The sequence below is a fragment of the Streptomyces sp. NPDC001507 genome, assembly GCF_042894765.1.
Classification (GTDB): domain Bacteria; phylum Actinomycetota; class Actinomycetes; order Streptomycetales; family Streptomycetaceae; genus Streptomyces.
Map to the genome: position 1 here is coordinate 283,345 of NZ_JBIAVV010000011.1, position 24,844 is coordinate 308,188.

The window sequence follows — 24,844 nt, forward strand, 5'->3', positions numbered from 1 at the left end:
GAGCCCGTGCGACGGTGGTCAGTCCTCGCCCCGTACGACGTTCCAGTCGTCTCCCTGCCGCGTCCGCCGCCCCGCGTTGTCGTCGAGCGTCGGCCGCAGACAGGTGCGTATGCCCTGCCCGCGCAGGCGGCGTGCCCTCGCCCAGCCCGTCTCGGGGCGGCGAGCGGCGATCGGGTCACTGACTTCCGCAGTCACAGCGGCTCATCTTCCTTCTGGGTCCGGTCTGTTGAAGTCCGGTTCGTCCGTCCTGCCCCCGGTTCTCGTCCTCGTCCCGAGTGTCCGATGAGCAGGGCGGGAAACCTGCTCCGAGCCGGGCCGCCTCCATCGTGGGCATGCCGCTTCGATGAAAGGGGCGACTGTCACCGGTGCGTCGTGTCCCACCGGGGGTACTCGGCGACCAGTCCGGAAGACAACGTCAGCGGGCTGAGCGCCCGCTTCGACACAGCGGAACGGAGTGATGCGACGATGGCCAGCGCCACGGAAACCGGAAACATCACCGGAACGCAGGACAAGGACTACAACCTTCTCTGGTACGTCGAGAGCTGCCTGGAGAACGCCCTGCGGCTGGACACCTTCATCAAGGACGCCGAGCGGGCGAAGGACACGCAACTGGTCGAGCTGTTCACCAAGGCACAGGCTGACAGCCGTAAGGGCGCAGAGCTGGGCAAGTCACTGCTGCGCAGCCGGTTGGCGAGCGACTGACGCCACCTGCCGGCGGGGGGACTCCTTCCAGGCCCCACGACCACTCCGCCGGGGCCTGGAGGACGAGCTTCCCGCCCGCTCGTACGTCATCCTGGCTGCCGACCCAGAGTCATCGCCGGACCGCCACGGGTATCCGTCCGCGAAACGATCGGCATCGTGCGCCGCGCGCGAAAAGCTGCGCCGATGGGACCGAGACCGGGTGTCGGACCCTTCTGCCAGCATGCTGCCGTGACAGTCACACGTGATCAGCGCCCTGCCGAAGCCACTCTCGACTTCCTGCGCTCCGCGTTCCCGCCGGAATGGCGCGAACCGGCGCTCGGCCGTGAGGCCGTCGCGGCGTGGGAAGCGGAGAACGGCGTGGTTCTCCCGGAGCCGTACAGGACCTTCGTCGCGGACATCAGCAACGGGTCGAGCCTCGGCCCCGCCGGCGACGGTGGACTCCAGCCACTCGGCTGGCTGCCCGACACCTGGCCCGGTCTCGGCCCCCGGCAACCAGGCAAGCCGTTCCCTCTGCAGGCAGCCTGGCACTGGGAGGGCGACGAGGACGCCGCCCCCGAGGACCCGAGGATCGAAGCCGCGTTCAACAACGGGTCCGTCGTCCTCGGCTGCGAGGACGGGCAGACCTTCTGGCTCCTGCTGACCACGGGCCCCCGTCGCGGCGAGGTGTGGATGATCACCGACGTCGGTGCCGTCCCGGCGCCTGAAGACCAGGCATGGGGCTTCGAGGAATGGGTGCGGCGCTGGCACACCGGCGAGGACTGGTGGGACTGAACGCGCCGCCCGCGCGGTTCGGAAGGAGAGAGTCGCTGCGGTGAAGGGCGCCCCGGAGGTTCCCGGGGCGCCCTTCGTGGTGGTCGAGAAGACCGGTCAGCGCACGTCCACGTAGTCGTGGTGCTGTCCATGGCCCGTAACGAACTGCGCCCGATCATCAAGCTGAGGTCCGCCGCCGGCACCGGCTGCACCTACGTGACCCGCAAGAACCGCCGTAACGACCCCGACCGGCTGACGCTGCGCAAGTACGACCCCGTCGTCGGCCGGCACGTCGACTTCCGTGAGGAGCGCTGAGAGCCGTGAAATCCGGAATCCACCCCGAGTACCGACCCGTCGTCTTCCGCGACCGCGCCGCCGACTTCGCCTTCCTCACCCGGTCCACGGCCACGAGCGGCAAGGCCGTCGAATGGGAGGACGGCAACACCTACCCGGTCATCGACGTCGAGATCTCCTCGGCGAGCCACCCCTTCTACACCGGCACGCAGCGGGTCCTGGACACCGCGGGCCGCGTCGAGCGCTTCGAGCGGCGTTACGGTCTCGGACGGAGCGAGGGGTGAGCGTGGACGGGGCGCGGCTGCAGGTCGCGATCGTCGTAGGGTTGCATGCCGACGCCCGTGGGGCCGCCGTCGAGGAGATCCTGCGGACGGTCCCCGGCTCGGTGGCGCTGCACCACGATTGCTGGCGGACCGCCCCGACACCCTGCTGTCCTGGGACGCCGCCGGCGGCGCGCTGAGCGTGGAGTCGGCCGGGCCCTGGCTGGCCGCCCTGCCCGATGCCGCCTGGGAGATGGTGCCCGCCGAACGCCGCCTCGCCGCCTCCGTGGACTGGCACCCCGAACACGGGGACCGCTGCCAGTACCTCACCTTCACCTCGCCCGGCCTGGACCGTGACGGTCTGCTGGCCCTGCTCGACTCCTGCCTGCTCACCGAGGACGAGTACGCGGCGGGCAGGGACCGCTGGCAACAACTTCCGCACGCCTTTGACGACTTGCTCGACCCCGTGACCTGAAAGGGAGGACCGACCCCACCATGCCCCGAGGCACACGCATCCGGCGGGAGACCGTCAAGCGTCCGCGCACCAACCCGCTGGATGCCGTCGGCGTCACCTACATCGACTACAAGGACACCGATCTGCTGCGGAAGTTCATCTCCGACCGCGGAAAGATCCGCAGCCGTCGGGTGACCCATGTGACGCGTCAGCAGCAGCGGCAGATGGCGCAGGCCATCAAGAACGCACGCGAGATGGCGCTCCTGCCCTACGGCTCCCGATAGCCGAGGCAGACAGACCTGCCGGCAACCGGGTCGCCGCCGACGTGTCGTCCCGACCGTGGGTGGCCTGGACGACCCGGCCAGGCCGCGCCGAGCGGGTCAACGCTTTTCGTAGGGGTCCGACGGCTCACGGACCTTCTTGACCGTCTTAGCAGGAACGCGAGCGCGGCGGCCGGGGCCACCCCGCGCCGCATCAGGCTTCCGGCCACCGGTACGGACGCGCACTCGCACCCGGGCAGGACGGCACCGGCCGCGCCCGCGACCGGCACGGCGAGGGCCTGGTTGCGTGGCAGCAGCCGGCTGAAGACGCGCTCGGGCACCAAGGCGCCGATGGCCGCGGAGACGACCGTGCCCAGCGACAGGAACGGGACACCCTGGACGACGACGGCTGTGAAGACCGTCCACCAGGCGGCGACGGACGCTGTGTACCGGCCTGGCCCCGCCCCGCAGGAAGCTGTCGGAGTGACGGCTGTGCCGGTGCGAGACCAGGGTGCCGGACCGGTGTCCGTGCCGGGCCGGGCGGCGCCGTGGCTGCGTCCGCCGCCCGGCCCGGGGTTCAGGCGCCCCCGCCGGTGAAGACCTGGGCTCGCAGGACGAGGAAGCAGCCGACCAGCCCTGAGGCGGCGGCGATGGCGGTCCCGTCTGGCAAGTGGACCCTGGTCACGTCCTGGCCGCCGTCCGCGGCACCGCATGGCACCGCCCGGAGGCGGAACCCTAAAAAGGCGGTTAGTCCTTATCATCAGCATTCATCCATGGCGGCGTGTGGATGCCGTGCGGGGCGCCTTCCTCGCTTATCTTCAGCCTCGACATCCGACATCCGGAGTAAAAATGCCAAAAACGGATGAAATGCTTGATGTGGGGGGTGGAGTGGCGACCGCGCCCGCTGCGCTGCCCGGGCGACGTACCGCCCCACGGCCGTGGGCCGTCGGCGTTGTCACTGTCGCCGGACTGGCGTTCGCCCTCGTGCTCACCGGCACCCCGTGGCTGAACGGTCCCGCCGTCTCGGCCTGGCGCACCGTCTGTCTGGCCATCACCGTCCAGGCGCTGCCGTTCCTCCTGCTCGGCACGGTCCTGTCCGGCGCGATCAACGCCTTTGTACCGGCCGACCTGTTCACCAGGATCCTGCCCAGACGCCCCGCGCTCGCCGTCCCGGTTGCCGGTGCCGCCGGCGTCGTCCTGCCTGGCTGCGAATGCGCCTCGGTCCCCGTCGCGAACAGCCTGATCCGCCGCGGTGTCACCCCGGCCGCGGCCTTCGCCTTCCTCCTCTCGGCGCCCGCGATCAACCCCGTCGTGCTCACCGCCACGGCAGTCGCCTTTCCCGGCAGTCCAGCGATGGTCGTGGCCCGCCTGCTCGCCTCGCTCGCCACTGCCGCCGTCATGGGCTGGCTGTGGCTGTGGCTGGGACGGGAGGAGTGGCTGCGGCCCACCGTCCGCCACACCGGCCACCAGCCGGGTCACCACCGCTGGACGGAGTTCCGCCGCGGCTTCCAGCACGACTTCCTGCACGCGGGCGGCTTCCTGGTGCTCGGCGCGATGGCGGCGGCCACCTTCAACGTGACCGTGCCCCGTTCCGTCCTCGACACCTTCGCCGGCTCACCCTGGCTGTCCGTCCTCTTCCTGACGGCGCTCGCCGTGCTGCTCGCGGTCTGCTCGGAGGCCGACGCCTTTGTCGCCGCCTCCCTCACCGGCTTCTCGCCCATCGCCCGGCTGGCCTTCCTGGTGGTCGGCCCGATGGTCGACCTGAAACTGATCGCCCTGCAGGCCGGCACCTTCGGCCGGGCGTTCGCACTCCGCTTCTCCACCGCGACCACCGTCGTGGCCGTGGTCACCAGTGTCCTGATCGGAGGCGCACTGCTGTGAAGCGCCCGGCCCAAGTCGTCCTGCTGGCCCTGACCGGCATGGGGCTGCTGCATGCCGCCCTCTTCACCGACCTCTACCTGCGCTACGTCAAAGAGGGCCTGCGCCCGCTGCTGATCGCATCCGGCGTACTCCTGCTGCTGCTCGGCCTGGCGGGCGCGGCGCTAGACCGGAAGGATCACGACCACGATCGTGGCCATGAAAGCGCGCACGGCCACGACCACTCCACCGCCCCGCGCATCGCCTGGCTGCTCTTCCTCCCCGCGCTCAGCCTCCTCCTCTACGCCCCGCCCGCCCTCGGCGCCTACTCGGCCTCGCGTGCCACGGCCAAGGTGGTGAAGAAACAGAAGGAGTTCGACCCGCTGCCCGCTGGGACCTCGCCCCTGCCCATGACGCTCAGTGAATTCACCGCCCGGGTCCAGCAGGACCGCAAGCTGGGCATCAAGGGCCGTACCGTCCGGATGACCGGCTTCGTCACCCCGGCCGGCCAGGGCGGCGGCTGGTACCTGACCCGGATCATCTTCACCTGCTGCGCGGCGGACGCCCAGTCGGTCAAGGTCCGGATGTACGGCACCGACGCCCTCCCCGCGAACACCTGGGTGGCCGTCACCGGAACATGGCATCCCCAGGGCAGCCTCGGCACGAAGTCCGCGACAGCAGCCCTCGACGTGAGGCGCACCGAGCAGGTCGCCCAACCGGTCAACGCCTATACGGACGACCTGCCGCTCACACCTTCCTAGCGACCCTCCTGTACGTACTGCACGATGTTCGCCTTCGGACAGAACAGGCCGAGCAGCATGAAGGTCCGGGGGAGAGCCGCGACCCAGTCTTTCAGGCCCATGTCGTGCGTGGGGCAGTCCTCGTCCGAGCAACGGAAGCGGTACCGGAAGTCCAGCGGCACCCACTCCAGCGGAGCCAGGTCCTGCTCGAAGAGGCCGAGTTGGCCGGCCGACGCGCGATCCCCAGGAATCACTCAGGGGCCTGATCCATCGACTGGATCAGGCCCCTGACCTGGTACTTCAGCGTCGGGGTGGCGGGATTTGAACCCACGACCTCTTCGTCCCGAACGAAGCGCGCTGCCAAGCTGCGCTACACCCCGGTGTCGCTGCTGTGCTGCTTGTCGCGGCGACGTCGTTTACTTTAGCCCACTGGTGGCTGGAGACGAAATCCGGTTTAGGGGCGGCGCCCGACCGGGTTCGGGCGGGTGTGGTCGAGGGCTACCAGGAGGACTGCCAGGGCGTAGCAGGCGAGGCCGACGAGGAGGGCGTTGGCCAGGATGGCGCGGTAGCTGTGCTGCTCGGCGTCCAGGAAGGGGTAGAGGTAGCGGCCCGGCGTGCCGGGAAGGAGCAGCTGCGCCCGGACGAGGGTGAAGGCCAGGTAGGCCAGGGGGTACAGCATCCACGCCGGCGTGTGGCGGAGGTGGAGGCGGCCCGGGGGCGTGAGGATCAGCCAGTCCAGGAGCGCCGCCGCGGGGGCCGCCGTATAGAGGAGCTGCAGGGCCAGCCACTGCCCGTGCCAGGCCACCGGAAGGTGCGTCGAGCCCGTCATCGAGAACGGGGGAGTCGTGTGGCCCAGGAGCAGGTGGTAGACCAGGGACGAGATCACGGCGTAGAGCAGTGCCGCGCCGGTCAGCGACGAGGGCAGCGGGCGGCCCGCCAGCCAGGCACGGCGGGCCGAGGCGAGGCTGACCAGGGCGAGGAGTATCGCCGCCTGTACTCCGAAGTAGCTCAGGATCCGGTCCGAGCTGCCCAGCAGCAGCTCCAGCGCCACGCCCGCCGATGCCAGCACGGCCGTCAGGAGGCGGAACACCGCGGTCACGGGGCGGCGGACGGGGGCGACCACGGCCGTCGCCGGAACGTGTCCGGGTATGAGTACGGGCGTGCCCGGGACCGCGGGGAGGTCGGGAATGTCCCTGGGTATCGGAGGAGTCGTCATGCCCCCAAATTATGGACAAAGGGGCATGTGCGGCATTTCGGCCTACGCCGTGTGGGTTATTCGATCACCGGTACGTTCGTCGTATGTTCATCGGTCCGTCCAGCGGTGCGCCCAGCGGCCCGTCCAGCGGTTCACCGGTCCGGTCCATCGGGCCTACTCCCGGCCCACCAGCGTCAGCAGCGTCGCCTCCGGTGGGCAGGCGAAGCGGACCGGGGTGTAGCGGTTCGTGCCGCAGCCCGCGGAGACGTGCAGGTAGGACGTACGGCCCTCGGCCATGTGCGTGGACAGGCCCTTCACCCGGTCCGCGTCCAGGTCGCAGTTGGTGACCAGGGCGCCGTAGAAGGGGACGCAGAGCTGGCCGCCGTGGGTGTGGCCGGCCAGGACCAGCGGGTAGTTGTCCGCGGTGAAGGAGTCCAGGACGCGCAGGTACGGGGCGTGCACGACGCCCATCGAGAAGTCCGCCGTGGCGGACGGGCCGCCTGCAACCTGCGGATAGCGGTCGCGCTTGATGTGCGGGTCGTCCAGTCCCGTCAGCTCGACCGAGGCGCCCTCGATCTTCAGGGTGCCCCTCGTGTTCGTGAGGTTCAGCCAGCCCGCCCCGTCGAAGCCGTCCCGCAGCTCCTCCCAGTCGATGTGGATCGCGCCGACGACCGGCGGGTTGCCGTTCAGGCCGTGCTTGCCGTTCACCTTCTCCAGCAAGTAGCGGGCGGGGTTGCGGGGCTTGGGGCCGTAGTAGTCGTTGGAGCCGAAGACGTACGCGCCCGGGAACTCCATCAGGGGGCCCAGCGCGTCCAGTACCTCCGGGATGGCCTCCGGGTCGGACAGGTTGTCGCCCGTGTTGATCACGAAGTCCGGGCGCAGGCCCGCCAGCGACTGCAGCCAGCGCTGCTTCTTGCGCTGGCCGCTCACCATGTGGATGTCGGACACCTGGAGCACGCGCAGCGGGCGCATCCCCGGCGGGAGGACCGGGACCGTCACCCGGCGCAGGCGGAAGGAACGGACCTCGTAGCCGGCCGCGTACAACACACCCGCGGCGCCGAACGCCGCGATTCCCAGGGGTACTCCGTATCGAGCGCGCATATGACCATCGTGTCAGACCGAGCGGGCGCTCAGAGACCGGGCGGTACGTGAGGTGGGTAAATCGGCGGGCGTCGGACATGCGGCACCTGCGACAATCGGTGCCATGACCACCACGCTCAAGTCGAAGCTGCAGGACGACCTCAACGCCGCGATCAAGGGACGTGACGAGCTCCGCTCGGCCACGCTCCGGATGACGCTCGCCGCGATCACCAACGAAGAGGTCGCGGGCAAGGAGAAGCGTGAGCTCTCCGACGACGAGGTGCTCAAGGTGATCGCCAAGGAGGCGAAGAAGCGCCGGGAGGCGGCCGAGGCCTTCACCCAGGGCGGCCGCGCCGAGAGCGCCGAGCGGGAGAAGGCGGAGGGCGAGGTCCTCGCCGGTTACCTGCCGAAGCAGCTCAGCGACGAGGAGCTGGAGGGGATCGTCGCCCAGGCCGTCGAGGAGGCGAAGGCGGCGGGCGCCGAGGGGCCGCGGGCCATGGGCGCCGTGATGAAGATCGTGAACCCGAAGGTGGCCGGCCTGGCCGAGGGCGGCCGGGTCGCCGCCGCGGTGAAGAAGCGGCTCCAGGGCTGAGCGGGCGGCAGGCAGGCGGTACGACGGCGGGGCCGCACCTCTTCCGAGAGGTGCGGCCCCGCCGTCGTACCGGGTCGGAGCTGAGGATCAGCCCCGGTTCCCGCCGTTCCCGTTGCGGCCCCCGTTCGCGTTCCCCTGGATGAAGCCGGCGGGGAGGGAGAAGGTCGGGTTCGGGTTGGCGCCGCCGTTCGTCGAGCCGTCCGTCGTGCCGCCGGTGTCGTTGCCGCCGATGAGACCGCCGATCAGACCGCCGTTGTCGTTGCCGCCGTTGTTGTTGCCGCCGTTTCCGTTGTCGTTCCCGTGGCCCTTGTCGTGGTTGTTCTCGTCCGGGATGTCCACGAGGTTGAAGGACTCGTCGGCCTTGCCCTCCAGGGCGCCCGTCATGGCGTCCTTCCAGATCGGACCCGGGGTGTCGGCGCCGAAGACCTCGGAGTGGTAGACGCCGCCGATGGTGATGTTGGTCATCTCGACGTTCTGCTTCGCGCTGCCGACCCAGACCGCGCCCGCGAGGTTGGGCGTGTAGCCGACGAACCAGGCGTTCTTGCGGGAGTCGGTCGTACCCGTCTTGCCCGCGCTCTCCCGGTCGTCGAGGCCGGCCTGCTGACCGGTACCGGAGTCGATCACGCCGCGCAGCAGGGTGTTGATCGTGTCCGCGGTCTTCTCGCTCATCGCCCGCGAGCAGGTCGACTTCGGGACCGGGATCGACTTCTGCTCGTTGCCGACCTTCTGGGTGATCGACTCGATGGCGACCGGGGTGCAGTACATGCCGCGGTCGGCGAAGGTGGCGTACGCGCTCGCCATGGTCAGCGGCGACAGGCCGATCGCGCCGAGGGCGATGGACGGGGTCTCGGGGAGCTTCGAGCCGTCACCCTGGTGCACGTGGAGCGCGTCGGTCATCTTGACCACCGGGCACAGGCCGATGTCGGAGATCAGCTGGACGAAGTAGGTGTTGATGGACTTCGCCATCGCCTTCTTCATCTGGTACGGCCCGACCTCGGACTCGTTCTCGTTCTGGACCTGCTCGCCGTCCGTGTTGACCCACTGCTTGCCGTTGCACTGCTGCACGGGGCTCGGGTAGTTCATCTTGTACGGCGACGAGTACTCCTGTGTCGCCGGCTTGCCGCCCTCGATGGCGGCCGCGGCCACGAACGGCTTGAACGTCGAACCCGTCGGGAAGCCGTAGTTGGAGCCGCCGTAGTCCCGGTCCACCGAGAAGTTGTACTCGGTCTCGTTCTTGTTGTAGCCGTACGGCTTCGACTGGCCCATCGCCAGGATCTTGCCGGTGCCGGGCTCCACGAGGGTGGCGGCGGCCGCGACCGAGTCGGACTTGTAGACGTGGTCCTTGATCGACGTCTGCACCGAGTCCTGCGCCTGCGGGTCCAGGGTGGTGCGGATGGTCAGGCCGCCCTGGTTCCAGAGCTTGGCGCGCGCCTCGCGGGTCTTGCCGAAGGTCGGGTCGGTCAGGAAGACGTTCTCGACGTACTTGCAGAAGAACCCGGCGCCCTTGGCCGCGGTGATGCAGCCGTTCTTCGGCTGGGTGACGTGCAGGCCGAGCGGGGCCTCCTTGGCCTTGTCGGCCTCCGCCTGGGAGATGTCGCCGAGTTGGGCCATGCGTTCGAGGACGACGTTGCGCCGCTTGGTGGCCTCGGCCTCGTCGTTGACGGGGTCGTAACGGCTCGGCGACTGGACGATGCCGGCCAGCAGAGCGGACTGCTGGAGGTTGAGGTCCTTGGCGTGCTTGGAGAAGTAGCGCTGGGAGGCGGCCTCGATGCCATAGGCCTGCTCGCCGAAGAAGGTGATGTTCAGGTAGTTCTCGAGGATCTTCTTCTTGCCGAGCTTCTCCTCCAGCTGGATCGCGTACTTCAGCTCCTTGACCTTGCGGCCGAGGGTCTGCTGGGTGGCCTCGGCGACCTTGGTCGGGTCGTCGCCGGCCTCCTCGATGAAGTAGTTCTTCACCAGCTGCTGGGTGAGCGTGGACGCGCCCTGGGCGACCCCGCCGCTCTGCGCGTTCTTGTTCAGCGCGCGCAGCACGCCCTTCAGGTCGATGGCGCCGTGCTGGTAGTAGCGCGAGTCCTCGATCGCGACGATCGCCTTCTGCATGTAGGGCGAGATGTCCTTGAGCTCCACCACCGTGCGGTCACGGGAGTAGACCTGGGCGATCTGGTTGCCCTCGCTGTCGAGGATCCTGGTGCGCTGGCTCAGCTGCGGGCTCTTCAGGTTGGCCGGGATCTCGTCGAAGCCCTGCACCGAACCCTTGGCCGCGAGGCCCAGGGCCCCGGCCGCGGGCAGCGCGATGCCCGCCATCACGGCTCCCGCGAGCACACTGACACCGAGGAACTTGGCGGCCTGCTGCGTGGTCGACAGACCACCGCCCGAGCGCTTCTTTGGCATGGGGGCAGCCTAATCCGTAGTGCTTGCCGTTCCGGGGGAGCGGGTGGCTCTCGGGATGTTCGAGTGCAGGATCGTGACATAGAGGGCGACCCGGCTCACCCCGGCCGACCGCACGGCATGCTCTGCCCGACGGCACGACGACATGAACGGTCTACCTTGCCATTCGCCGGACACACGTACAGGCCTTGGCCTAAGCTGCTCTCAACTGTCACAGCAGTGCGGCCACGTATCAATACGTCCGGCGACCCCGAATCGTTCCGGAACCTGCCCGCTTTTTTTCGGGTCAGGTGTTGATGGCGTGTCCGAATCCGCCTCGTGTGTCACTCGGCGTCCGTTGTGACGCATCACGGCTGTCCTGTTTTGCCGCGATCATCACGCATGTCGCCAGCTCACTCCCGCGGGTGATCTGCCGCTTACCCATAGTCCGTTCGGGCCATTCAAGATTGGGCCCGAAGGGGGTGTTGCGCTGTGCCCACCTTCCGTAACGTCCTCAACTGGCGGCGGTGAATATGCCGCTGCCGCCGTGGGGGAGCCTCGATTCGGGAGAGGACGGCGCCGGTATGGGCTGGGTAACCGACTGGAGTGCGCAGGCTGCCTGCCGCACTACCGATCCGGATGAACTGTTCGTTCAGGGAGCAGCGCAGAACAGGGCCAAGGCGGTGTGCACCGGGTGTCCGGTACGCACGGAATGCCTGGCCGACGCGCTGGACAATCGCGTCGAGTTCGGCGTGTGGGGAGGCATGACGGAGCGGGAGCGTCGCGCACTGCTGCGCCGGCGGCCCACCGTGACCTCCTGGCGCAGGCTCCTGGAGACAGCGCGCTCGGAGTACGAGCGGGGGACCGGGATCGTCCCCCTCGACAGCGACGAGGTGTACGAGAACTACGCGGCCGTGAGCTAGACCGGACAGGTCTACGGCAGCTCCGGCCGGCCCGCCGCGAGCCGGTCGCCGATGTCCCGCAGCCCCGTGAGGTCGTGCACGTCGCCGGGCAGCGCGGCCACCTCCACCACGGCCACCTCGGGATGGCGCGCGGTGAAGCGGTCACGTGTGCGCTGCTCGCGGGAGAGCAGCTGCATGCGCTCGGCGTGCAGCCTCAGCAGGCCTGCGGTGAGCTGGTCGACGGTGCGGTCCGGGTTTTCCGACGACGGGCTGTGTGACGACGGGCTTGCTGACGAGGGGGATTCGTCAGCCGTGTCCGCAGTCATGTCCACAGTCGTGTCCGTGGGCCCTGACGAGGGGGATCCGTCGGGCCGGGACTCGGACGGCGCGGGCGCGGGTGATTCAGAACTGCCGTACGTGTCGGGAGAGTTACGAAGTCCAGCTTTCCCGTCACCCTGATCGACAATGCGGGGTTCCTCAAGATTTTCCGCGGCGGCGACCGCGCGCTCGGCCGACAGCCGGGCGGCGCCGCTGCCGTGGACCCGGTTGAGGACCAGACCGACCAGCGGCATGTCCTCCGCGGCCAGCCGCTCCACGAAGTACGCGGCCTCACGCAGCGCGTCCCGCTCCGGAGCCGCCACCACCAGGAACGCCGTACCCGGCGCCTGAAGCAGCTTGTACGTCGCGTCCGCGCGGGTGCGGAACCCGCCGAACGTCGTGTCCATCGCCGCCACGAACGTCTGTACGTCCTTCAGCAGCTGCCCGCCGAGCAGTTTGCCGAGCGTGCCGGTCATCATCGACATGCCGACGTTCAGGAAGGCCATGCCCGCACGGCCGCCGAGCTTCGCGGGGGCGGTCAGCAGCCGGATCAGCCGGCCGTCCAGGAACGAGCCGAGGCGTTTCGGCGCGTCCAGGAAGTCCAGGGCGGAGCGGGAGGGCGGGGTGTCGACCACGATCAGGTCCCACTCGTCCCGGGCCCGCAGCTGGCCCAGCTTCTCCATCGCCATGTACTCCTGCGTGCCCGCGAAGCCCGCCGAGAGTGACTGGTAGAAGGGGTTGGCCAGGATGGCGGCCGCCCGCTCGGCGTCCGCGTGCGCCTCCACGACCTCGTCGAAGGTGCGCTTCATGTCCAGCATCATGGCGTGCAGTTCGCCGGGGCCCTCGGTGCCCTTCACCCGCCGCGGCACGTTGTCCAGCGAGTCGATGCCCATGGACTGCGCGAGCCGCTTGGCCGGGTCGATGGTCAGCACGACGACCTTGCGGCCCCGCTCGGCCGCCCGCAGGCCCAGGGCCGCCGCGGTGGTGGTCTTCCCGACGCCGCCCGAGCCGCAGCACACCACGATCCGGGTCTCCGGGTCGTCGAGCAGCGGATCTACGTCGAGCGCGGGCGCGTGCGACAGGCGACGGGCGTCGTCCTGCGCCTCGGCCGGGTCCGGAGTCATGACATCCCCTGTTTCCGCAGTTCGCGGGCGAGTTCGTACAGGCCCGCCAGGTCCATCCCCTCGGCGAGCAGCGGCAGTTCGTGCCGCTCCAGGTCCAGCTCGGCGAGGACCGCGCGCTGCTCGTGCTCCAGCGTGTACCGCTCGGCGTACTCGGCGGCCTGCGCGAGCAGCGGGTCGACCAGCTGCTCGGCCTTCCCGCCGCGCCGTGCCCCGCCGAGCCCGGCCGCCGACAGCGTCTGCGCCACGGCGGTGCGCGGCACGGTCCGTACGAGTTCCAGATCGGCGGCGTCCAACACCTCCGGCCGGACCATGTTCACGATGACCCGGCCCACCGGCAGCCGCGCGGCCCGCAGTTCGGCGATGCCGTCGGCGGTCTCCTGGACCGGCATCTCCTCCAGCAGGGTGACCATGTGCACGGCCGTCTCCTTGGACTTCAGCACCCGCATCACGGCCTGTGCCTGATTGTGTATCGGGCCGATCTTGGCCAGCCCGGCCACCTCGTCGTTGACGTTCAGGAAGCGGGTGATGCGGCCGGTCGGCGGGGCGTCCATGACGACGTAGTCGTAGATGAAGCGCCCGGCCTTGTCTTTCCGGCGCACCGCCTCGCACGCCTTGCCGGTCAGCAGCACGTCCCTGAGGCCGGGCGCGACGGTGGTGGCGAAGTCGATCGCGCCCAGCTTCTTCAGCGCCCGGCCCGCCCCGCCGAGCTTGTAGAACATCTGGAGGTAGTCCAGAAGGGCCAGTTCGGGATCGATGGCGAGCGCGTAGACCTCACCGCCTCCCGGTGCCACCGCGATCTTCCGCTCTTCATAGGGCAACGCCTCCGTCTCGAAGAGCTGGGCGATGCCCTGCCGGCCCTCGACCTCCACGAGAAGCGTCCGCTTCCCCTCGGTCGCGAGGGCCAGCGCGAGTGCGGCGGCGACCGTCGTCTTTCCGGTCCCGCCCTTGCCGCTGACGACCTGGAGCCTGCTCACATCTTCGAGACTAACCAGTCGGCCGGAAACTCACGCGGGAGGCTGTGGATAACCGTGCGTGCGGTGGGCCACGTGTCCCGTCCGTCACAGCGGATACAGTCGGCCCCATGACCAAGTGGGAATACGCAACCGTGCCGCTGCTCGTCCATGCCACGAAGCAGATTCTGGACACCTGGGGCGAGGACGGCTGGGAGCTCGTCCAGGTCGTCCCCGGGCCCAACAACCCCGAGCAGCTCGTGGCCTACCTGAAGCGGGAGAAGCCGTAATGGGCGCCGTGGAGGCCAAGCTGGCCGAACTCGGTCTCGCGCTGCCCGCGGTCGTCCCGCCGCTCGCCGCCTACCAGCCGGCCGTACGGTCCGGTGCGTACGTCTACACCTCCGGCCAGCTGCCGATGGTGGACGGCAAGCTCCCGGTCACCGGCAAGGTCGGCGCCGAGGTCACCGCCGAGGAGGCCAAGGAGCTGGCCCGCGTCTGCGCGCTGAACGCCCTGGCCGCCGTGAAGTCCGTCGCCGGTGACCTGGACCGCGTCGCGCGTGTGGTGAAGGTCGTCGGCTTCGTCGCCTCCGCGACCGACTTCACCGGGCAGCCGGGCGTGATCAACGGTGCCAGCGAACTGCTCGGCGAGGTCCTCGGCGACAAGGGCGTGCACGCGCGCAGCGCGGTGGGCGTCGCGGTCCTGCCGCTGGACGCGCCGGTCGAGGTCGAGGTCCAGGTCGAGCTGGAGCCGTAGCCGACCGGAACCGGGGGCGTGATCCGCCGGGGCACCTCTCGAACATTCGCTCCCCACGGGATAGCCTCCGGTAATGGCCGATGGACAGTGGTATCCCCCCGAGTGGCCGGACCGCATCCGCGCACACGCGGAGGGCACCCTCGTGCCGGTGGCCCCGAAGCGCGCGGCCACCGTGCTGCTCCTGAAGGACACCCCGGACGGTCCCGTCGTCCACATGCTGCGCAGACGCGCCTCCATGGCCTTCGCCGGGGGCGCGTACGCGTATCCGGGCGGCGGCGTCGACCCGCGCGACGACGACCACCTGGTCCGCTGGGCGGGCCCCACGCGCGCGTGGTGGGCCGAACGGCTCGGCGTCGACGAGGCGGGCGCCCAGGCGATCGTCTGCGCGGCCGTCCGGGAGACGTACGAGGAAGCCGGCGTGCTGCTCGCCGGGCCCGCCCCGGACGCCGTCGTCGGGGACACCACCGGGGACGACTGGGAGGCCGACCGCGCCGCCCTGGTCGCCCGTGACCTGTCCTTCGCCGAGTTCCTGGACCGGCGGGGCCTGGTCCTGCGCTCGGACCTGCTGGGCGCCTGGACGCGCTGGATCACCCCGGAGTTCGAGAGCCGCCGCTACGACACCTGGTTCTTCGTCGCCGCCCTGCCCGCGGGCCAGCGCACCCGCAACGCCTCCACCGAGGCCGACCGCACGGTGTGGATCCGCCCTGCGGAGGCCGCCGCCGGCTACGACAAGGGCGAACTCCTGATGATGCCGCCCACCATCGCCACCCTGCGCCAGCTGCTGCCGTACGGCACGGCCGCCGAGACGCTCGCGGCGGCAGCCGCGCGGGACATGACCCCGGTGCTGGCCAGCGCCCGGCTGGTGGACGGCGAGATCGTCCTGACCTGGCCGGGCCACGACGAGTTCACCAAGCGCATACCGACCGACCTGACGACCGGTGGAGCCTGACCATGACGGACGCAGCAGCCCTGCCCGGCCAGCCGCGCGGCGGAGTCCTCCCGGGGCCCGCCACCGTGCGGGCCGTCAACGTGCTGGCGCCCAACGCCTCCGCGATGACCCTGGACGGCACCAACACCTGGATCGTCGCGGAGCCCGACTCCGACCTGGCCGTCGTGATCGACCCGGGTCCGCTGGACGACGGCCACCTCAAGAACGTCGTCGACACGGCCGAGAAGGCCGGCAAGCGCGTCGCGCTCACCCTGCTCACCCACGGCCACCCGGACCACGCCGAGGGGGCCGTACGGTTCGCGGAACTGACCGGCACGCGCGTGCGTGCCCTCGATCCGGCGCTGCGGCTCGGCGACGAGGGCCTGGCCGCCGGTGACGTGATCACGACCGGCGGCCTCGAGCTGCGGGTCGTACCCACCCCGGGCCACACCGCGGACTCCCTCAGCTTCCACCTCCCGGCCGACCGCGCGGTCCTGACCGGCGACACCATCCTGGGGCGCGGCACGACGGTCGTGGCGCACCCTGACGGCCGTCTCGGCGACTACCTGGACTCGCTGCGACGGCTGCGCTCGCTGACGGTCGACGACGGCGTCCACACCGTCCTGCCGGGCCACGGGCCGGTCCTGGAGGACGCCCAGGGCGCCGTCGAGTTCTACCTGGCCCACCGCGCCCACCGGCTGGCCCAGGTCGAGACGGCCGTCGAGAACGGTCACCTCAGCCCCGGCGAGGTCGTCGCCCACGTCTACGCCGACGTGGACCGCTCCCTGTGGCCGGCGGCGGAACTTTCGGTGCGGGCCCAGCTGGACTACCTGACCGAGCACGGGCTGATCCAGGCCGAGATCTAGGACCGGTTCTGCGGTTGCGGCGCCTTGACGCCGTGCACGCGCGCGTATTCGTCCGCCAGCCAGGGGCCGAGGTCGTCCACGTACGACAGCAGTACGGCACGGTCGCCGACCGGCTCGGACCCCAGCACGGCCGCCCGGCGCAGCTGCTCGGCCCGCTCCGGGTAGTAGCCGGCGAACGCCTCGGCCATCTCCCGCAGATCGCTGGTCCAGCCGTTCCAGCGGGGCATGACGAGGGTGAATCCGGTGCGGACGAGATGGCGCGACATGAAGCGCACCAGGGGCCGCAGAACCTCCTCGGCGCCGTCCGTGGCCGCGATCCGCTCCCGCCAGCGGGGCAGGTACCGGGCCAGGTCACCGTTGGTCTCGCGGGCGAGCAGCGAGTCGGGGCGGTAGCGGGGCAGGAACTCGGCGAGGTCCTCGCCGAGCAGCGGGGTGCAGAGGCAGGCCACGAACCAGCCGATGTCGTACCGCTCCGGCTCGCTGAGCACCCGCGCGCGGGAGTAGAGCAGGGTCCCGACGCCGTCGATCTCCGGGAACTCCTTGTCGACGGCCTCGCCGAGTACGCGGGCCGCGTCCCGGTCGGCGCCGGTCGGCTCCTCACTCAGCACGACCAGCAGATCCAGGTCGCTGCGCCCCACGCGCGCGGTGCCGCGCGGGATCGATCCGTAGAGGTACGCACTGTCCAGGCGCGCCCCGAAGACGTCCAGGAGCCGGTCGCGGGCGGCGCCGACCACGGGCCGGAAGACGCGCGGCACGCGCGCGTGCGAGCCCTCGCGCTCGATGAAACCCAGGGGATCGAGGCCCCGGGACGCGACTTTTTCCGACATGGGGAACCACATATCAGCCCGTCCGGCGCTCGAGGACGGGGCCGAAGGCCGTTGATGCGGAGGGTCCGGGGGCGGCACAGCCCCAGAAATCCGGCGCCTACCGGGACCGCTTCGCCAGCCGCTCGACGTCCAGCAGGATCACGGCCCGCGCTTCCAAGCGCAGCCAGCCGCGCTGGGCGAAGTCCGCCAGCGCCTTGTTCACGGTCTCGCGGGACGCGCCGACCAACTGGGCCAGCTCCTCCTGGGTGAGGTCGTGGACGACGTGGATGCCCTCCTCGGACTGCACGCCGAAGCGGCGGGAGAGGTCCAGCAGGGCACGCGCGACCCGGCCCGGCACGTCGGAGAAGACCAGGTCGGACATGGCGTCGTTGGTCTTGCGCAGCCGGCGGGCGACGGCGCGCAGCAGCGCCGTGGCCACCTCGGGGCGGGCGTTCAGCCAGGGCTGGAGGTCGCCGTGGCCGAGGCCCAGCAGCTTGACCTCGGTCAGCGCGGTGGCGGTCGCCGTGCGCGGGCCCGGGTCGAACAGCGACAGCTCGCCGATCAGCTCACCGGGGCCGACGACGGCCAGCATGTTCTCCCGGCCGTCGGGGGAGGTGCGGTGGAGCTTGACCTTGCCCTCGGTGACCACGTAGAGCCGGTCGCCCGGGTCGCCCTCGTGGAAAAGGGAGTCGCCACGCGCGAGGGTCACCTCACTCATGGAGGCACGCAGCTCCGCGGACTGCTCGTCATCGAGCGCCGCGAAGAGCGGGTTGCGCCGCAGAACGTCGTCCACGAGTTCTCTCCTTGTCGACCTGCTCAGGGGATCTTGCTCCCCCTTGGTACCAGGGGACCGTGTTCCCCATTTTGCCGGACCGTCCAAACAGTGTGATCTGTCACAAGGATGCCGCACAGGTGTGCCGAGGTAAGCGGCAGGGGTCCAATCGGGGGCTGATCTTCCGGGTCCGGGGCGGATGTCGGTGCCGGGCTTTAGGCTGGCCGGGTGTCCAAATCGCCGGTGAGAGCACAGGCCAAGGGGGCTGGGCGGGTGGTTGTACGAAGTGATTCCGCTGTGGGCGAACAAGGGTCCGATGCCGCCTCCGGTGAACCGAAAAAGGCGGCAAAGGCGGTGAAAGCCGCGAAGAAGGCTGCGGTGAAGAAGACGGCGGTGGAGAAGTCGGCGGTAGAGAAGGCGGCCGCGAAGAAGACCGCCGCGAAGAAGACCGCCGCCAAGAAGACGGCGCCGGCGGCGAAGAAGGCGGCTGCCAAGAAGACCGCGGCCAAGAAGACGGCGACCGCGAAGAAGACCGCGGCGGTCGCGAAGGCCGCCGTCGAGCAGCCGCAGCCTCCGCCGGCCGGGAAGCCCGAGTCGCCGGCCGCGCTGGTCCGCCGGGCCCGCCGGATCAACCGCGAGCTCGCCGAGGTCTACCCGTACGCCCACCCCGAGCTGGACTTCGAGAACCCCTTCCAGCTCCTGGTCGCCACGGTGCTGTCCGCCCAGACCACCGACCTCAGGGTCAACCAGACCACCCCGACGCTGTTCGCGAAGTACCCCACCCCGGAGGACCTCGCCGCCGCCAACCCGGAGGAGGTCGAGGAGATCCTGCGGCCGTGCGGGTTCTTCCGGGCGAAGACCAAGTCGGTGATAGGGCTCTCCAAGGGCCTGGTCGAGCAGTTCGGCGGCGAGGTGCCGGGGCGGCTCGAAGACCTCGTCAAGCTGCCCGGCGTCGGCCGCAAGACCGCGTTCGTCGTGCTCGGCAACGCCTTCGGGCGCCCCGGCATCACCGTGGACACGCACTTCCAGCGCCTGGTCCGGCGGTGGCGATGGACGGCGGAGACCGACCCCGACAAGATCGAGGCGGCCGTCGGCGCGCTGTTCCCCAAGAGCGACTGGACCGACCTGTCGCACCACGTCATCTGGCACGGCCGCCGGATGTGCCACGCCCGCAAGCCCGCCTGCGGCGTCTGCCCGATCGCCCCGCTCTGCCCGGCCTACGGGGAGGGCGAGACCGACCCGGAGAAGGCGAAGAAGCTGCTCAAGTACGAGAAGGGCGGCTTCCCGGGCCAGCGGCTCAAGCCGCCGCAGGCGTATCTGGACGCGGGCGGCAGGCCGGCGCCGCCACTGGGCGCCGTATCAGGGACCTGACCCAGGGGTCTTCTCAGGGACGGAGAACGGAACGATCAAGGAGACTTCGGGCGTTGGAACGGGCAGCAGGGCGGGGGAGCGGGGCAGGACGGGGGATGCCGTGACACACAGCAAGGCACAGACGGGCGGTGCCCGCGGGGATGTGGCGCTCAGCAGGGAGGGGCTGCCGGAGTGGCTCGGCCCGGTGGTGCGGGCCGCCGAGACGGTCAAGCCGCTCCAGCTGAGCCGCTTCCTGCCGCCGGAGAACGGGGCGGGGCGGCAGTCGGCCGTGCTGATCCTGTTCGGCGCGGGAGAGCAGGGGCCCGAGCTGCTGCTGATGGAGCGGGCCGGTTCGCTGCGCTCGCACGCCGGGCAGCCCTCCTTCCCCGGCGGCTCCCTCGACCCCGAGGACGGCGACCCGAAGGCCGACGGGCCGCTGCGGGCCGCTCTCCGCGAGGCCGAGGAGGAGACCGGGCTGGACCCGGCCGGGGTCCAGCTGTTCGGGGTGCTGCCCAGGCTGTACATCCCGGTGAGCGAGTTCGTGGTCACCCCGGTGCTGGGCTGGTGGCGCGAGCCGACACCGGTGGGCGTGGTCGATCCGAACGAGACGGCGCGGGTCTTCACGGTCCCCGTGGCGGATCTCACGAATCCGGCCAACCGGGCCACCGCCGTGCACCCCAGCGGTCACCGAGGTCCGGCATTCCTGGTCGAATCGACCCTGGTGTGGGGGTTCACGGCCGGGGTGATCGACCGCCTGCTGCACTATGCGGGATGGGAGCGCTCCTGGGACCGCGAGAAGCTGGTCCCGCTCGACTGGCGGTCATGACAGGGTGTCCACCGTGCCATGTCATCCGGGGGACGCCGTGTCCCGTTGCCGCCGCCTCGCGGCGGGCCGGACCCCCGGCCGACCTGTAGAGACCGCGAAGCGACGAGGCGAGGCTTGACTCGGTGAACGTGCTGGACATCCTGTTGCTGGTCGCCGCCGTGTGGTTCGCGATCGTCGGCTACCGCCAGGGGTTCGTCGTCGGCATCCTGTCGGTGATCGGCTTCCTGGGCGGCGGGCTCGTCGCCGTCTACGTCCTGCCGGTGATCTGGGACGCGGTGACCGACAACGCCGAGGTGAGCACCACCGCCGCGGTCGTCGCCGTGGTCGTCGTCATCGTCTGCGCCTCCGTCGGCCAGGCCCTCACCACCCACCTGGGCAACAAGCTGCGCCGGTACATCACCTGGTCCCCGGCCCGCGCCCTGGACGCCACCGGCGGCGCGCTGGTCAACGTGGTGGCGATGCTGCTGGTCGCCTGGCTGATCGGCTCCGCCCTCGCCGGCACCACCCTGCCGACGCTCGGCAAGGAGGTACGCAGTTCCAAGGTGCTGCTCGGGGTGTCCAGAGCGCTGCCCAACCAGGCCGACACCTGGTTCGCGGACTTCTCCGCGGTCCTCGCGCAGAACGGCTTCCCGCAGGTCTTCAGTCCCTTCGCCAACGAGCCGATCACCGACGTCTCGCCACCCGACCCGGCCCTCGCCAACAGTGCGGTGGCCACCAACGCCAAGCAGTCCATCGTGAAGGTGACGGGCACCGCGCAGAGCTGCGGCAAGATCCTCGAGGGCACCGGCTTCGTCTTCGCCGACCGCCGTGTCATGACCAACGCGCACGTAGTCGGCGGCGTCGACGAGCCCACCGTCCAGATCGGTGGCGAGGGCCGCAAGTACGACGCCAAGGTCGTCCTCTACGACTGGCAGCGCGACATCGCCGTACTGGACGTGCCGGACCTGCGGGCCAGGTCGCTGCAGTTCTCCGCCAAGGACGCGGAGACGACGGACAGCGCGATCGTCGCCGGGTTCCCGGAGAACGGGTCGTACGACGTCCGGCCCGCCCGGGTGCGCGGCCGGATCACGGCCAACGGCCCGGACATCTACCACCGCGGCACTGTCCGCCGTGACGTCTACTCGCTGTACGCGACCGTCCGCCAGGGCAACTCCGGCGGCCCGCTGCTCACGCCCCAGGGCAGGGTGTACGGGGTCGTCTTCGCGAAGTCGCTGGACGACGCCGACACCGGTTACGCCCTCACGGCCGACGAGATCCAGGCGGACATCGCCCGGGGCCGTACCGCGAGCCAGCAGGTGGGCACCGACAGCTGCGCCCTCTAGAGGCCCGTGCGGGCCTCGTTCGAGGGGTCAGCCGCGGGTGTGGCGCAGACGTACCGAGACCCAGCGGGCCCGGCGGCGCAGAATGTGCGGAATCCCCACCCTGAGATCTGTGCCCGGCAGCTGCGGGGCGGCTCCCCGGTAGGGGTTCGGGCCGCCTGTCGTACGGCGGCTGCGGGGTGCGTCACTGTAGTCGTGCGTCCAGCCCATACCCCGACGTCTGCCCCTGCCCCAAGGTCGATAACCTCCCGCACGCCCCTCAATCGGCCTATGCGCCGGGCATGTGGCCGTTCGTAGAACAGATGTCCAGATCCGGATACCGGGCGCATCGGCGCGGTCACCGGTCGGGTTCGGGGTCTTTCAGCCAGTTGACCAGTTCGGTGGAGAAGCCCACCGGGTCCTCTTCGTGCGGGAAGTGCCCCAGCCCGTCGAACAGCCGCCAGCGGTACGGCGCTTCGACGTACTCGCCGGAGCCGGCCGCGCTGCGGGTGCGGGTGACCGGGTCCAGGGAGCCGTGCAGGTGCAGCGTCGGGACGCGCACCGGGCGCTTCATCCTGCGGTTGAACTGGATGCCGTCCGGGCGCGCCAGCGAGCGCACCAGCCAGCGGTACGGCTCGATCGAGCAGTGCGCGGTGGAAGGGATGCACATCGCCCGCTGGTACGTCTCCACGGCCTCGTCGTCCGGCAGCCGCGGCCCGGACCAGTCCCGGATCAGCCGGGCCACCAGCGCACCGTCGTCCGCGGTGAGCTGCCGCTCGGGGATCCAGGGCCGCTGGAAGCCCCAGATGTAGGAGGCGGCGGCGGTCTGCCGGCGGTCCCGGAGCATCGCCGAGCGCCAGCGCCGCGGGTGCGGCATGGACACCACCGCGAGCCGTCGTACCAGCTTGGGGCGCATCGCGGCCGCCGTCCACGCCAGGTAGCCGCCCAGGTCGTGGCCGACCAGTGCGGCGTCCGGCTCGCCGAGGGACCGGATCACGCCGGTGATGTCGAGGGCGAGGTTCGCCGGGTCGTAGCCGCGCGGGGTGCGGTCGCTGCCGCCGACGCCCCGCAGGTCCATGGCGACGGCCCGGAAGCCCGCGTCGGCGAGCGCGACCAGCTGGTGCCGCCAGGCCCACCAGAACTGCGGGAAGCCGTGCACCAGCATGACCAGCGGTCCGTCGCCGAGCTCGGCGATGTGGAAACGGGCGCCGTTGGCGGCGACGTCCCGGTGCGTCCAGGGGCCCTCCAGCCGCACGGCCGAGGGAGCGGGGTCCGTCATGACGACGAGCGTCCCACAGCGGCCTCGATGGCACGTACGTCGTCCCGGGGAAGTTCCGGGCGCGGGTGCGGCTTGGCGTTCTGCAGCACGCCCGCCGACTCCTTCATGGACGCGGCCACCTTCTGCGGGCCCTGGCCCTTCTTGGCCTTCTTCGCGAACACCACGCCGATCAACGCGAGGACGACGGCCACCAGGACGTTCGCCGCGAAGGAGAGCAGGAAGCAGATCGCGAGATTCCAGTGGCTCCAGGTCCGAATGCCGTACGCCAGCGCGAAGTTGAGCATGGGCAGGGAGAACAGCAGCAGCACCCCGGCCGCCGAGAACGCGCCACCGCTCGTCGCGCCCCGCTTGACGTCCTGCTTCAGCTGGGCCTTGGCCAGCGCGATCTCGTCGTGCACCAGCGCCGACATCTCGGCCGTGGCCGAGGCGAACAGCTGGCCGATGCTGCGTTCGGCACCGACCGGGCTGCCGTCGGGTGCGCTCATCGCGGTCTCCCTCTGCGTCTTCGTCGTCTTGTGCACCGGCCCTTTTTGCACCGGTCCTTTTGTACCGTCTCGTCAGATCATGCCGGACGGCCGCCCTGCTCGCCTGCCCCGCCCGGCACTTCGGCAAGCGCGTCCCGCCCGCCGGGGCCCTAGGAGGCGGCCTTCTCCGCCGCGATCCTGCGGTGTTCGGCGGCCTTCCGCTCGTAGATCTCCGCCATCCGCAGGCGGTACGCCGGGTCGTCCTGCTCGTAGACGTCCGGGATGCCGTCGAGGTCGTCGTCCCGCTCCTCGGCCTCGACCAGCCTGCGGTAGCGGGTGTTCCGTATCTTCAGCAGCACCGTGGCGCACAGGGCCGCGATGAGCGAGCCGGTGAGCACGGAGGCCTTGACCTCGTCGGTGAGCACGGTGTCGCCGGCGAAGGCGAGTTCGCCGATGAGCAGCGACACCGTGAAGCCGATGCCGGCCAGCGAGGCCACCGCGAAGACGTCCGCCCATTCGAGGTCCTCGCTGAGCGAGGCGCGGGTGAACCGGGCGGTCAGCCAGGTCCCGCCGAATATCCCGGCCGCCTTGCCGACCACCAGACCGAGGACCACGCCGAGCGTCTCCGGCTTGGTGAAGACATCGCCGAGCGCCCCTCCGGACACCTTCACACCGGCGCTGAAGAGCGCGAACAGGGGCACGGCCAGCCCCGCCGACAGCGGCCGCACCAGATGCTCGACGTGCTCTCCGGGGGAGTGCTGCTCGCCCTCGCGGGTGGTGCAGCGCAGCATCAGGCCCATGGCGACACCGGCGATGGTCGCGTGCACGCCGCTGTTGTACATCAGCGCCCAGATCACGACCGCGAGCGGGAGGTACACGTACCAGCCGCGCACGCCCTTGCGCAGCAGCAGCCAGAAGACGGCGAGGCCGAGGACCGCGCCGCCGAGCGCGGCGAAGTGGATCCGCTCGGTGAAGAAGATCGCGATGATCAGGATCGCGAACAGGTCGTCGACGACCGCGAGGGTGAGCAGGAAGGCGCGCAGAGCGCCCGGCAGCGAGGTGCCGATCACCGCCAGCACGGCCAGCGCGAAGGCGATGTCGGTGGCCGTGGGCACCGCCCAGCCCTGGGTGGAGCCGCCGTCGGCGAGGTTGGTCAGGGTGTAGACGAGAGCTGGTACGGCCATTCCGCACAGCGCGGCGATCACCGGGAGGACGGCCGCCTTCGGGTCCCGCAGATCGCCTGCCACCAGCTCCCGCTTGAGCTCGATGCCGGCGACGAAGAAGAAGACGGCGAGCAGGCCGTCGGCGGCCCAGTGGGCGACGGAGAGGTGCAGGCCGAGGGCGCCGGGGCCGAAGTGGAAGTCGGCGACGCTCTCGTAGCCGTGGCGAAGCGCGGGTATGTTCGCCCAGACCAGCGCGGCTGTCGCGGCGACGAGCAGCAGCACACCGCCGACGGTCTCGGTCCGCAGGGCGTCCGCCACGATGGTCCGCTCGGGCAGCGAGAGCCGCCCGAGGACCTTCCGGACGGGTGCGGTGCGGGGCGCGGACACGGGAACCTCCGGTCGGTGGGCAGGACAGGGCTACTTGCCGACCAGACTTCCCGGCACACCTATGGATCACGCTACTTTGCTTAGTTTACCTAAGGTGTGGCGGGAG

28 protein-coding genes, 1 tRNA gene and 3 pseudogenes are annotated in these 24,844 nt (G+C 70.4%); 17 read left to right on the forward strand and 15 right to left on the reverse strand.

All coding sequences use genetic code 11. The features are described from left to right. Positions 1-18: 18 nt before the first annotated feature. Positions 19-195: a hypothetical protein gene (locus tag ACFY0K_RS33400; protein WP_390642951.1), complete on the reverse strand. Its 177-nt coding sequence runs from the start codon at positions 193-195 to the stop codon at positions 19-21. 270 nt (positions 196-465) lie between these two features. On the opposite strand from ACFY0K_RS33400, the gene ACFY0K_RS33405 reads away from it, so the two are divergent. From ACFY0K_RS33405 to rpsR, 6 genes and pseudogenes are all read left to right on the forward strand, one after another. Continuing rightward, positions 466-702, forward strand: a complete 237-nt coding sequence (locus ACFY0K_RS33405) for a hypothetical protein (protein WP_351962636.1) — start codon at positions 466-468, stop codon at positions 700-702. Between the two features lie 228 nt (positions 703-930). After that, on the forward strand, positions 931-1,473 hold the full coding sequence (locus ACFY0K_RS33410) for an SMI1/KNR4 family protein (RefSeq protein WP_390642952.1): 543 nt from the start codon (positions 931-933) through the stop codon (positions 1,471-1,473). A 129-nt stretch (positions 1,474-1,602) separates the two neighbouring features. Then, entirely contained in the window at positions 1,603-1,767 is a 165-nt protein-coding gene (gene rpmG / locus ACFY0K_RS33415) for a 50S ribosomal protein L33 (RefSeq protein WP_390642953.1), read from the forward strand. Between the two features lie 5 nt (positions 1,768-1,772). Next, positions 1,773-2,030, forward strand: a complete 258-nt coding sequence (locus tag ACFY0K_RS33420) for a type B 50S ribosomal protein L31 (protein WP_390642954.1) — start codon at positions 1,773-1,775, stop codon at positions 2,028-2,030. Between the two features lie 121 nt (positions 2,031-2,151). Beyond that, positions 2,152-2,481, forward strand: a pseudogene (locus ACFY0K_RS33425) (GTP-binding protein); the annotation flags it as partial. Positions 2,482-2,501: 20 nt separating this feature from the next. After that, positions 2,502-2,744, forward strand: a complete 243-nt coding sequence (gene rpsR / locus ACFY0K_RS33430; RefSeq protein ID WP_390642955.1) for a 30S ribosomal protein S18 — start codon at positions 2,502-2,504, stop codon at positions 2,742-2,744. A 65-nt stretch (positions 2,745-2,809) separates the two neighbouring features. Here the strand turns inward: rpsR and ACFY0K_RS33435 are convergent. Then, a pseudogene (locus tag ACFY0K_RS33435) lies at positions 2,810-3,301 on the reverse strand (permease); the annotation flags it as partial. A 286-nt stretch (positions 3,302-3,587) separates the two neighbouring features. On the opposite strand from ACFY0K_RS33435, the gene ACFY0K_RS33440 reads away from it, so the two are divergent. Together ACFY0K_RS33440 and ACFY0K_RS33445 are read left to right on the forward strand one after the other, a co-directional pair. Beyond that, on the forward strand, positions 3,588-4,601 hold the full coding sequence (locus ACFY0K_RS33440) for a permease (RefSeq protein ID WP_390642956.1): 1,014 nt from the start codon (positions 3,588-3,590) through the stop codon (positions 4,599-4,601). Continuing rightward, positions 4,598-5,338 carry a TIGR03943 family putative permease subunit gene (locus tag ACFY0K_RS33445; RefSeq protein WP_351962629.1) on the forward strand — a complete coding sequence of 247 codons (741 nt, stop codon included), beginning with the start codon at positions 4,598-4,600 and terminating at the stop codon, positions 5,336-5,338. The genes ACFY0K_RS33440 and ACFY0K_RS33445 overlap by 4 nt, the downstream gene beginning before the upstream one ends. Here the strand turns inward: ACFY0K_RS33445 and ACFY0K_RS33450 are convergent. From ACFY0K_RS33450 to ACFY0K_RS33465, 4 genes are all read right to left on the reverse strand, one after another. After that, positions 5,335-5,571: a hypothetical protein gene (locus tag ACFY0K_RS33450; protein ID WP_351962628.1), complete on the reverse strand. Its 237-nt coding sequence runs from the start codon at positions 5,569-5,571 to the stop codon at positions 5,335-5,337. The genes ACFY0K_RS33445 and ACFY0K_RS33450 overlap by 4 nt on opposite strands. A gap of 52 nt (positions 5,572-5,623) precedes the next feature. Next, positions 5,624-5,697, reverse strand: a tRNA-Pro gene (locus ACFY0K_RS33455). Positions 5,698-5,771: 74 nt separating this feature from the next. Then, positions 5,772-6,533 carry a Pr6Pr family membrane protein gene (locus ACFY0K_RS33460; protein WP_351960852.1) on the reverse strand — a complete coding sequence of 254 codons (762 nt, stop codon included), beginning with the start codon at positions 6,531-6,533 and terminating at the stop codon, positions 5,772-5,774. A 153-nt stretch (positions 6,534-6,686) separates the two neighbouring features. Continuing rightward, positions 6,687-7,613, reverse strand: a complete 927-nt coding sequence (locus ACFY0K_RS33465) for a metallophosphoesterase (RefSeq protein ID WP_390642957.1) — start codon at positions 7,611-7,613, stop codon at positions 6,687-6,689. 103 nt (positions 7,614-7,716) lie between these two features. Here ACFY0K_RS33465 and ACFY0K_RS33470 point away from each other — a divergent pair, with 103 nt between their 5' ends. Beyond that, positions 7,717-8,184: a GatB/YqeY domain-containing protein gene (locus tag ACFY0K_RS33470; RefSeq protein WP_351960854.1), complete on the forward strand. Its 468-nt coding sequence runs from the start codon at positions 7,717-7,719 to the stop codon at positions 8,182-8,184. Between the two features lie 87 nt (positions 8,185-8,271). On the opposite strand, the gene ACFY0K_RS33475 is transcribed toward ACFY0K_RS33470, so the two are convergent. Beyond that, a complete protein-coding gene (locus tag ACFY0K_RS33475; RefSeq protein WP_390642958.1) occupies positions 8,272-10,575 on the reverse strand; it encodes a transglycosylase domain-containing protein in 2,304 nt (767 codons plus the stop codon). A gap of 560 nt (positions 10,576-11,135) precedes the next feature. Here ACFY0K_RS33475 and wblA point away from each other — a divergent pair. Further along, positions 11,136-11,474, forward strand: a complete 339-nt coding sequence (wblA, locus tag ACFY0K_RS33480; RefSeq protein ID WP_132856581.1) for a transcriptional regulator WblA — start codon at positions 11,136-11,138, stop codon at positions 11,472-11,474. Positions 11,475-11,485: 11 nt separating this feature from the next. Here wblA and ACFY0K_RS33485 read toward each other — a convergent pair whose 3' ends face one another. Both ACFY0K_RS33485 and ACFY0K_RS33490 read right to left on the reverse strand, forming a co-directional pair. After that, positions 11,486-12,895, reverse strand: coding sequence for an ArsA family ATPase (locus ACFY0K_RS33485; RefSeq protein WP_390642959.1), 1,410 nt, complete (start codon positions 12,893-12,895; stop codon positions 11,486-11,488). Then, a complete protein-coding gene (locus ACFY0K_RS33490) occupies positions 12,892-13,869 on the reverse strand; it encodes an ArsA-related P-loop ATPase (RefSeq protein WP_351960857.1) in 978 nt (325 codons plus the stop codon). Before ACFY0K_RS33490 ends, ACFY0K_RS33485 begins: the two co-directional genes overlap by 4 nt. 107 nt (positions 13,870-13,976) lie before the next feature. Here ACFY0K_RS33490 and ACFY0K_RS33495 point away from each other — a divergent pair, with 107 nt between their 5' ends. The 4 genes from ACFY0K_RS33495 to ACFY0K_RS33510 all read left to right on the forward strand — a co-directional run bounded on the left by ACFY0K_RS33495 (position 13,977) and on the right by ACFY0K_RS33510 (position 16,393). Further along, the gene (locus ACFY0K_RS33495) at positions 13,977-14,135 is read left to right on the forward strand and encodes a DUF4177 domain-containing protein (RefSeq protein ID WP_019992579.1); all 159 of its coding nucleotides are present in this window, start codon (positions 13,977-13,979) and stop codon (positions 14,133-14,135) included. Continuing rightward, positions 14,135-14,599 carry a RidA family protein gene (locus tag ACFY0K_RS33500; RefSeq protein ID WP_390642960.1) on the forward strand — a complete coding sequence of 155 codons (465 nt, stop codon included), beginning with the start codon at positions 14,135-14,137 and terminating at the stop codon, positions 14,597-14,599. The genes ACFY0K_RS33495 and ACFY0K_RS33500 overlap by 1 nt, the downstream gene beginning before the upstream one ends. Positions 14,600-14,672: 73 nt before the next feature. Then, positions 14,673-15,548, forward strand: a complete 876-nt coding sequence (locus tag ACFY0K_RS33505; protein WP_390642961.1) for an NUDIX hydrolase — start codon at positions 14,673-14,675, stop codon at positions 15,546-15,548. Positions 15,549-15,550: 2 nt separating this feature from the next. After that, positions 15,551-16,393, forward strand: coding sequence for an MBL fold metallo-hydrolase (locus ACFY0K_RS33510; RefSeq protein ID WP_390642962.1), 843 nt, complete (start codon positions 15,551-15,553; stop codon positions 16,391-16,393). On the opposite strand, the gene ACFY0K_RS33515 is transcribed toward ACFY0K_RS33510, so the two are convergent. Next, positions 16,390-17,220 carry a nucleotidyltransferase domain-containing protein gene (locus tag ACFY0K_RS33515; protein WP_390642963.1) on the reverse strand — a complete coding sequence of 277 codons (831 nt, stop codon included), beginning with the start codon at positions 17,218-17,220 and terminating at the stop codon, positions 16,390-16,392. The two genes, ACFY0K_RS33510 and ACFY0K_RS33515, sit on opposite strands and share 4 nt — an antisense overlap. Positions 17,221-17,317: 97 nt before the next feature. Continuing rightward, positions 17,318-17,992 carry a Crp/Fnr family transcriptional regulator gene (locus ACFY0K_RS33520; RefSeq protein ID WP_018547939.1) on the reverse strand — a complete coding sequence of 225 codons (675 nt, stop codon included), beginning with the start codon at positions 17,990-17,992 and terminating at the stop codon, positions 17,318-17,320. Positions 17,993-18,325: 333 nt separating this feature from the next. Between ACFY0K_RS33520 and nth the strand changes: the two genes are divergently transcribed. The 3 genes from nth (at position 18,326) to ACFY0K_RS33535 (ending at position 21,469) form a co-directional block, all read left to right on the forward strand. Then, positions 18,326-19,342 (forward strand): endonuclease III, encoded by a 1,017-nt coding sequence (gene nth / locus ACFY0K_RS33525; protein ID WP_390642964.1) that lies wholly within the window; start codon positions 18,326-18,328, stop codon positions 19,340-19,342. Positions 19,343-19,442: 100 nt separating this feature from the next. Beyond that, positions 19,443-20,147, forward strand: a complete 705-nt coding sequence (locus tag ACFY0K_RS33530; protein WP_390642965.1) for an NUDIX hydrolase — start codon at positions 19,443-19,445, stop codon at positions 20,145-20,147. A gap of 122 nt (positions 20,148-20,269) precedes the next feature. Next, entirely contained in the window at positions 20,270-21,469 is a 1,200-nt protein-coding gene (locus ACFY0K_RS33535) for a MarP family serine protease (protein WP_390642966.1), read from the forward strand. A 27-nt stretch (positions 21,470-21,496) separates the two neighbouring features. On the opposite strand, the gene ACFY0K_RS33540 is transcribed toward ACFY0K_RS33535, so the two are convergent. The 4 genes and pseudogenes from ACFY0K_RS33540 to nhaA all read right to left on the reverse strand — a co-directional run bounded on the left by ACFY0K_RS33540 (position 21,497) and on the right by nhaA (position 24,738). Continuing rightward, positions 21,497-21,676, reverse strand: coding sequence for a hypothetical protein (locus ACFY0K_RS33540; RefSeq protein ID WP_351960864.1), 180 nt, complete (start codon positions 21,674-21,676; stop codon positions 21,497-21,499). A gap of 127 nt (positions 21,677-21,803) precedes the next feature. Continuing rightward, the gene (locus tag ACFY0K_RS33545; protein ID WP_352367005.1) at positions 21,804-22,724 is read right to left on the reverse strand and encodes an alpha/beta hydrolase; all 921 of its coding nucleotides are present in this window, start codon (positions 22,722-22,724) and stop codon (positions 21,804-21,806) included. Next, the gene (locus tag ACFY0K_RS33550; protein ID WP_352367006.1) at positions 22,721-23,209 is read right to left on the reverse strand and encodes a phage holin family protein; all 489 of its coding nucleotides are present in this window, start codon (positions 23,207-23,209) and stop codon (positions 22,721-22,723) included. Before ACFY0K_RS33550 ends, ACFY0K_RS33545 begins: the two co-directional genes overlap by 4 nt. 77 nt (positions 23,210-23,286) lie before the next feature. Then, positions 23,287-24,738: pseudogene (gene nhaA / locus ACFY0K_RS33555) on the reverse strand (Na+/H+ antiporter NhaA). Positions 24,739-24,844: the final 106 nt, after the last annotated feature.

What these genes read in the sequence shown, in the direction of transcription:
- ACFY0K_RS33465 (WP_390642957.1), bottom strand. Translation starts at nt 7,613, where the DNA reads ATGCGCGCTCGATACGGAGTACCCCTGGGAATCGCGGCGTTCGGCGCC.
- ACFY0K_RS33470 (WP_351960854.1), top strand. Translation starts at nt 7,717, where the DNA reads ATGACCACCACGCTCAAGTCGAAGCTGCAGGACGACCTCAACGCCGCG.
- rpsR (WP_390642955.1), top strand. Translation starts at nt 2,502, where the DNA reads ATGCCCCGAGGCACACGCATCCGGCGGGAGACCGTCAAGCGTCCGCGC.
- ACFY0K_RS33505 (WP_390642961.1), top strand. Translation starts at nt 14,673, where the DNA reads ATGGCCGATGGACAGTGGTATCCCCCCGAGTGGCCGGACCGCATCCGC.
- ACFY0K_RS33440 (WP_390642956.1), top strand. Translation starts at nt 3,588, where the DNA reads ATGCTTGATGTGGGGGGTGGAGTGGCGACCGCGCCCGCTGCGCTGCCC.
- ACFY0K_RS33515 (WP_390642963.1), bottom strand. Translation starts at nt 17,220, where the DNA reads ATGTCGGAAAAAGTCGCGTCCCGGGGCCTCGATCCCCTGGGTTTCATC.
- ACFY0K_RS33405 (WP_351962636.1), top strand. Translation starts at nt 466, where the DNA reads ATGGCCAGCGCCACGGAAACCGGAAACATCACCGGAACGCAGGACAAG.
- ACFY0K_RS33500 (WP_390642960.1), top strand. Translation starts at nt 14,135, where the DNA reads ATGGGCGCCGTGGAGGCCAAGCTGGCCGAACTCGGTCTCGCGCTGCCC.
- ACFY0K_RS33475 (WP_390642958.1), bottom strand. Translation starts at nt 10,575, where the DNA reads ATGCCAAAGAAGCGCTCGGGCGGTGGTCTGTCGACCACGCAGCAGGCC.
- ACFY0K_RS33485 (WP_390642959.1), bottom strand. Translation starts at nt 12,895, where the DNA reads ATGACTCCGGACCCGGCCGAGGCGCAGGACGACGCCCGTCGCCTGTCG.
- ACFY0K_RS33550 (WP_352367006.1), bottom strand. Translation starts at nt 23,209, where the DNA reads ATGAGCGCACCCGACGGCAGCCCGGTCGGTGCCGAACGCAGCATCGGC.
- rpmG (WP_390642953.1), top strand. Translation starts at nt 1,603, where the DNA reads ATGGCCCGTAACGAACTGCGCCCGATCATCAAGCTGAGGTCCGCCGCC.
- ACFY0K_RS33540 (WP_351960864.1), bottom strand. Translation starts at nt 21,676, where the DNA reads ATGGGCTGGACGCACGACTACAGTGACGCACCCCGCAGCCGCCGTACG.
- wblA (WP_132856581.1), top strand. Translation starts at nt 11,136, where the DNA reads ATGGGCTGGGTAACCGACTGGAGTGCGCAGGCTGCCTGCCGCACTACC.
- ACFY0K_RS33510 (WP_390642962.1), top strand. Translation starts at nt 15,551, where the DNA reads ATGACGGACGCAGCAGCCCTGCCCGGCCAGCCGCGCGGCGGAGTCCTC.
- ACFY0K_RS33545 (WP_352367005.1), bottom strand. Translation starts at nt 22,724, where the DNA reads ATGACGGACCCCGCTCCCTCGGCCGTGCGGCTGGAGGGCCCCTGGACG.
- ACFY0K_RS33460 (WP_351960852.1), bottom strand. Translation starts at nt 6,533, where the DNA reads ATGACGACTCCTCCGATACCCAGGGACATTCCCGACCTCCCCGCGGTC.
- ACFY0K_RS33495 (WP_019992579.1), top strand. Translation starts at nt 13,977, where the DNA reads ATGACCAAGTGGGAATACGCAACCGTGCCGCTGCTCGTCCATGCCACG.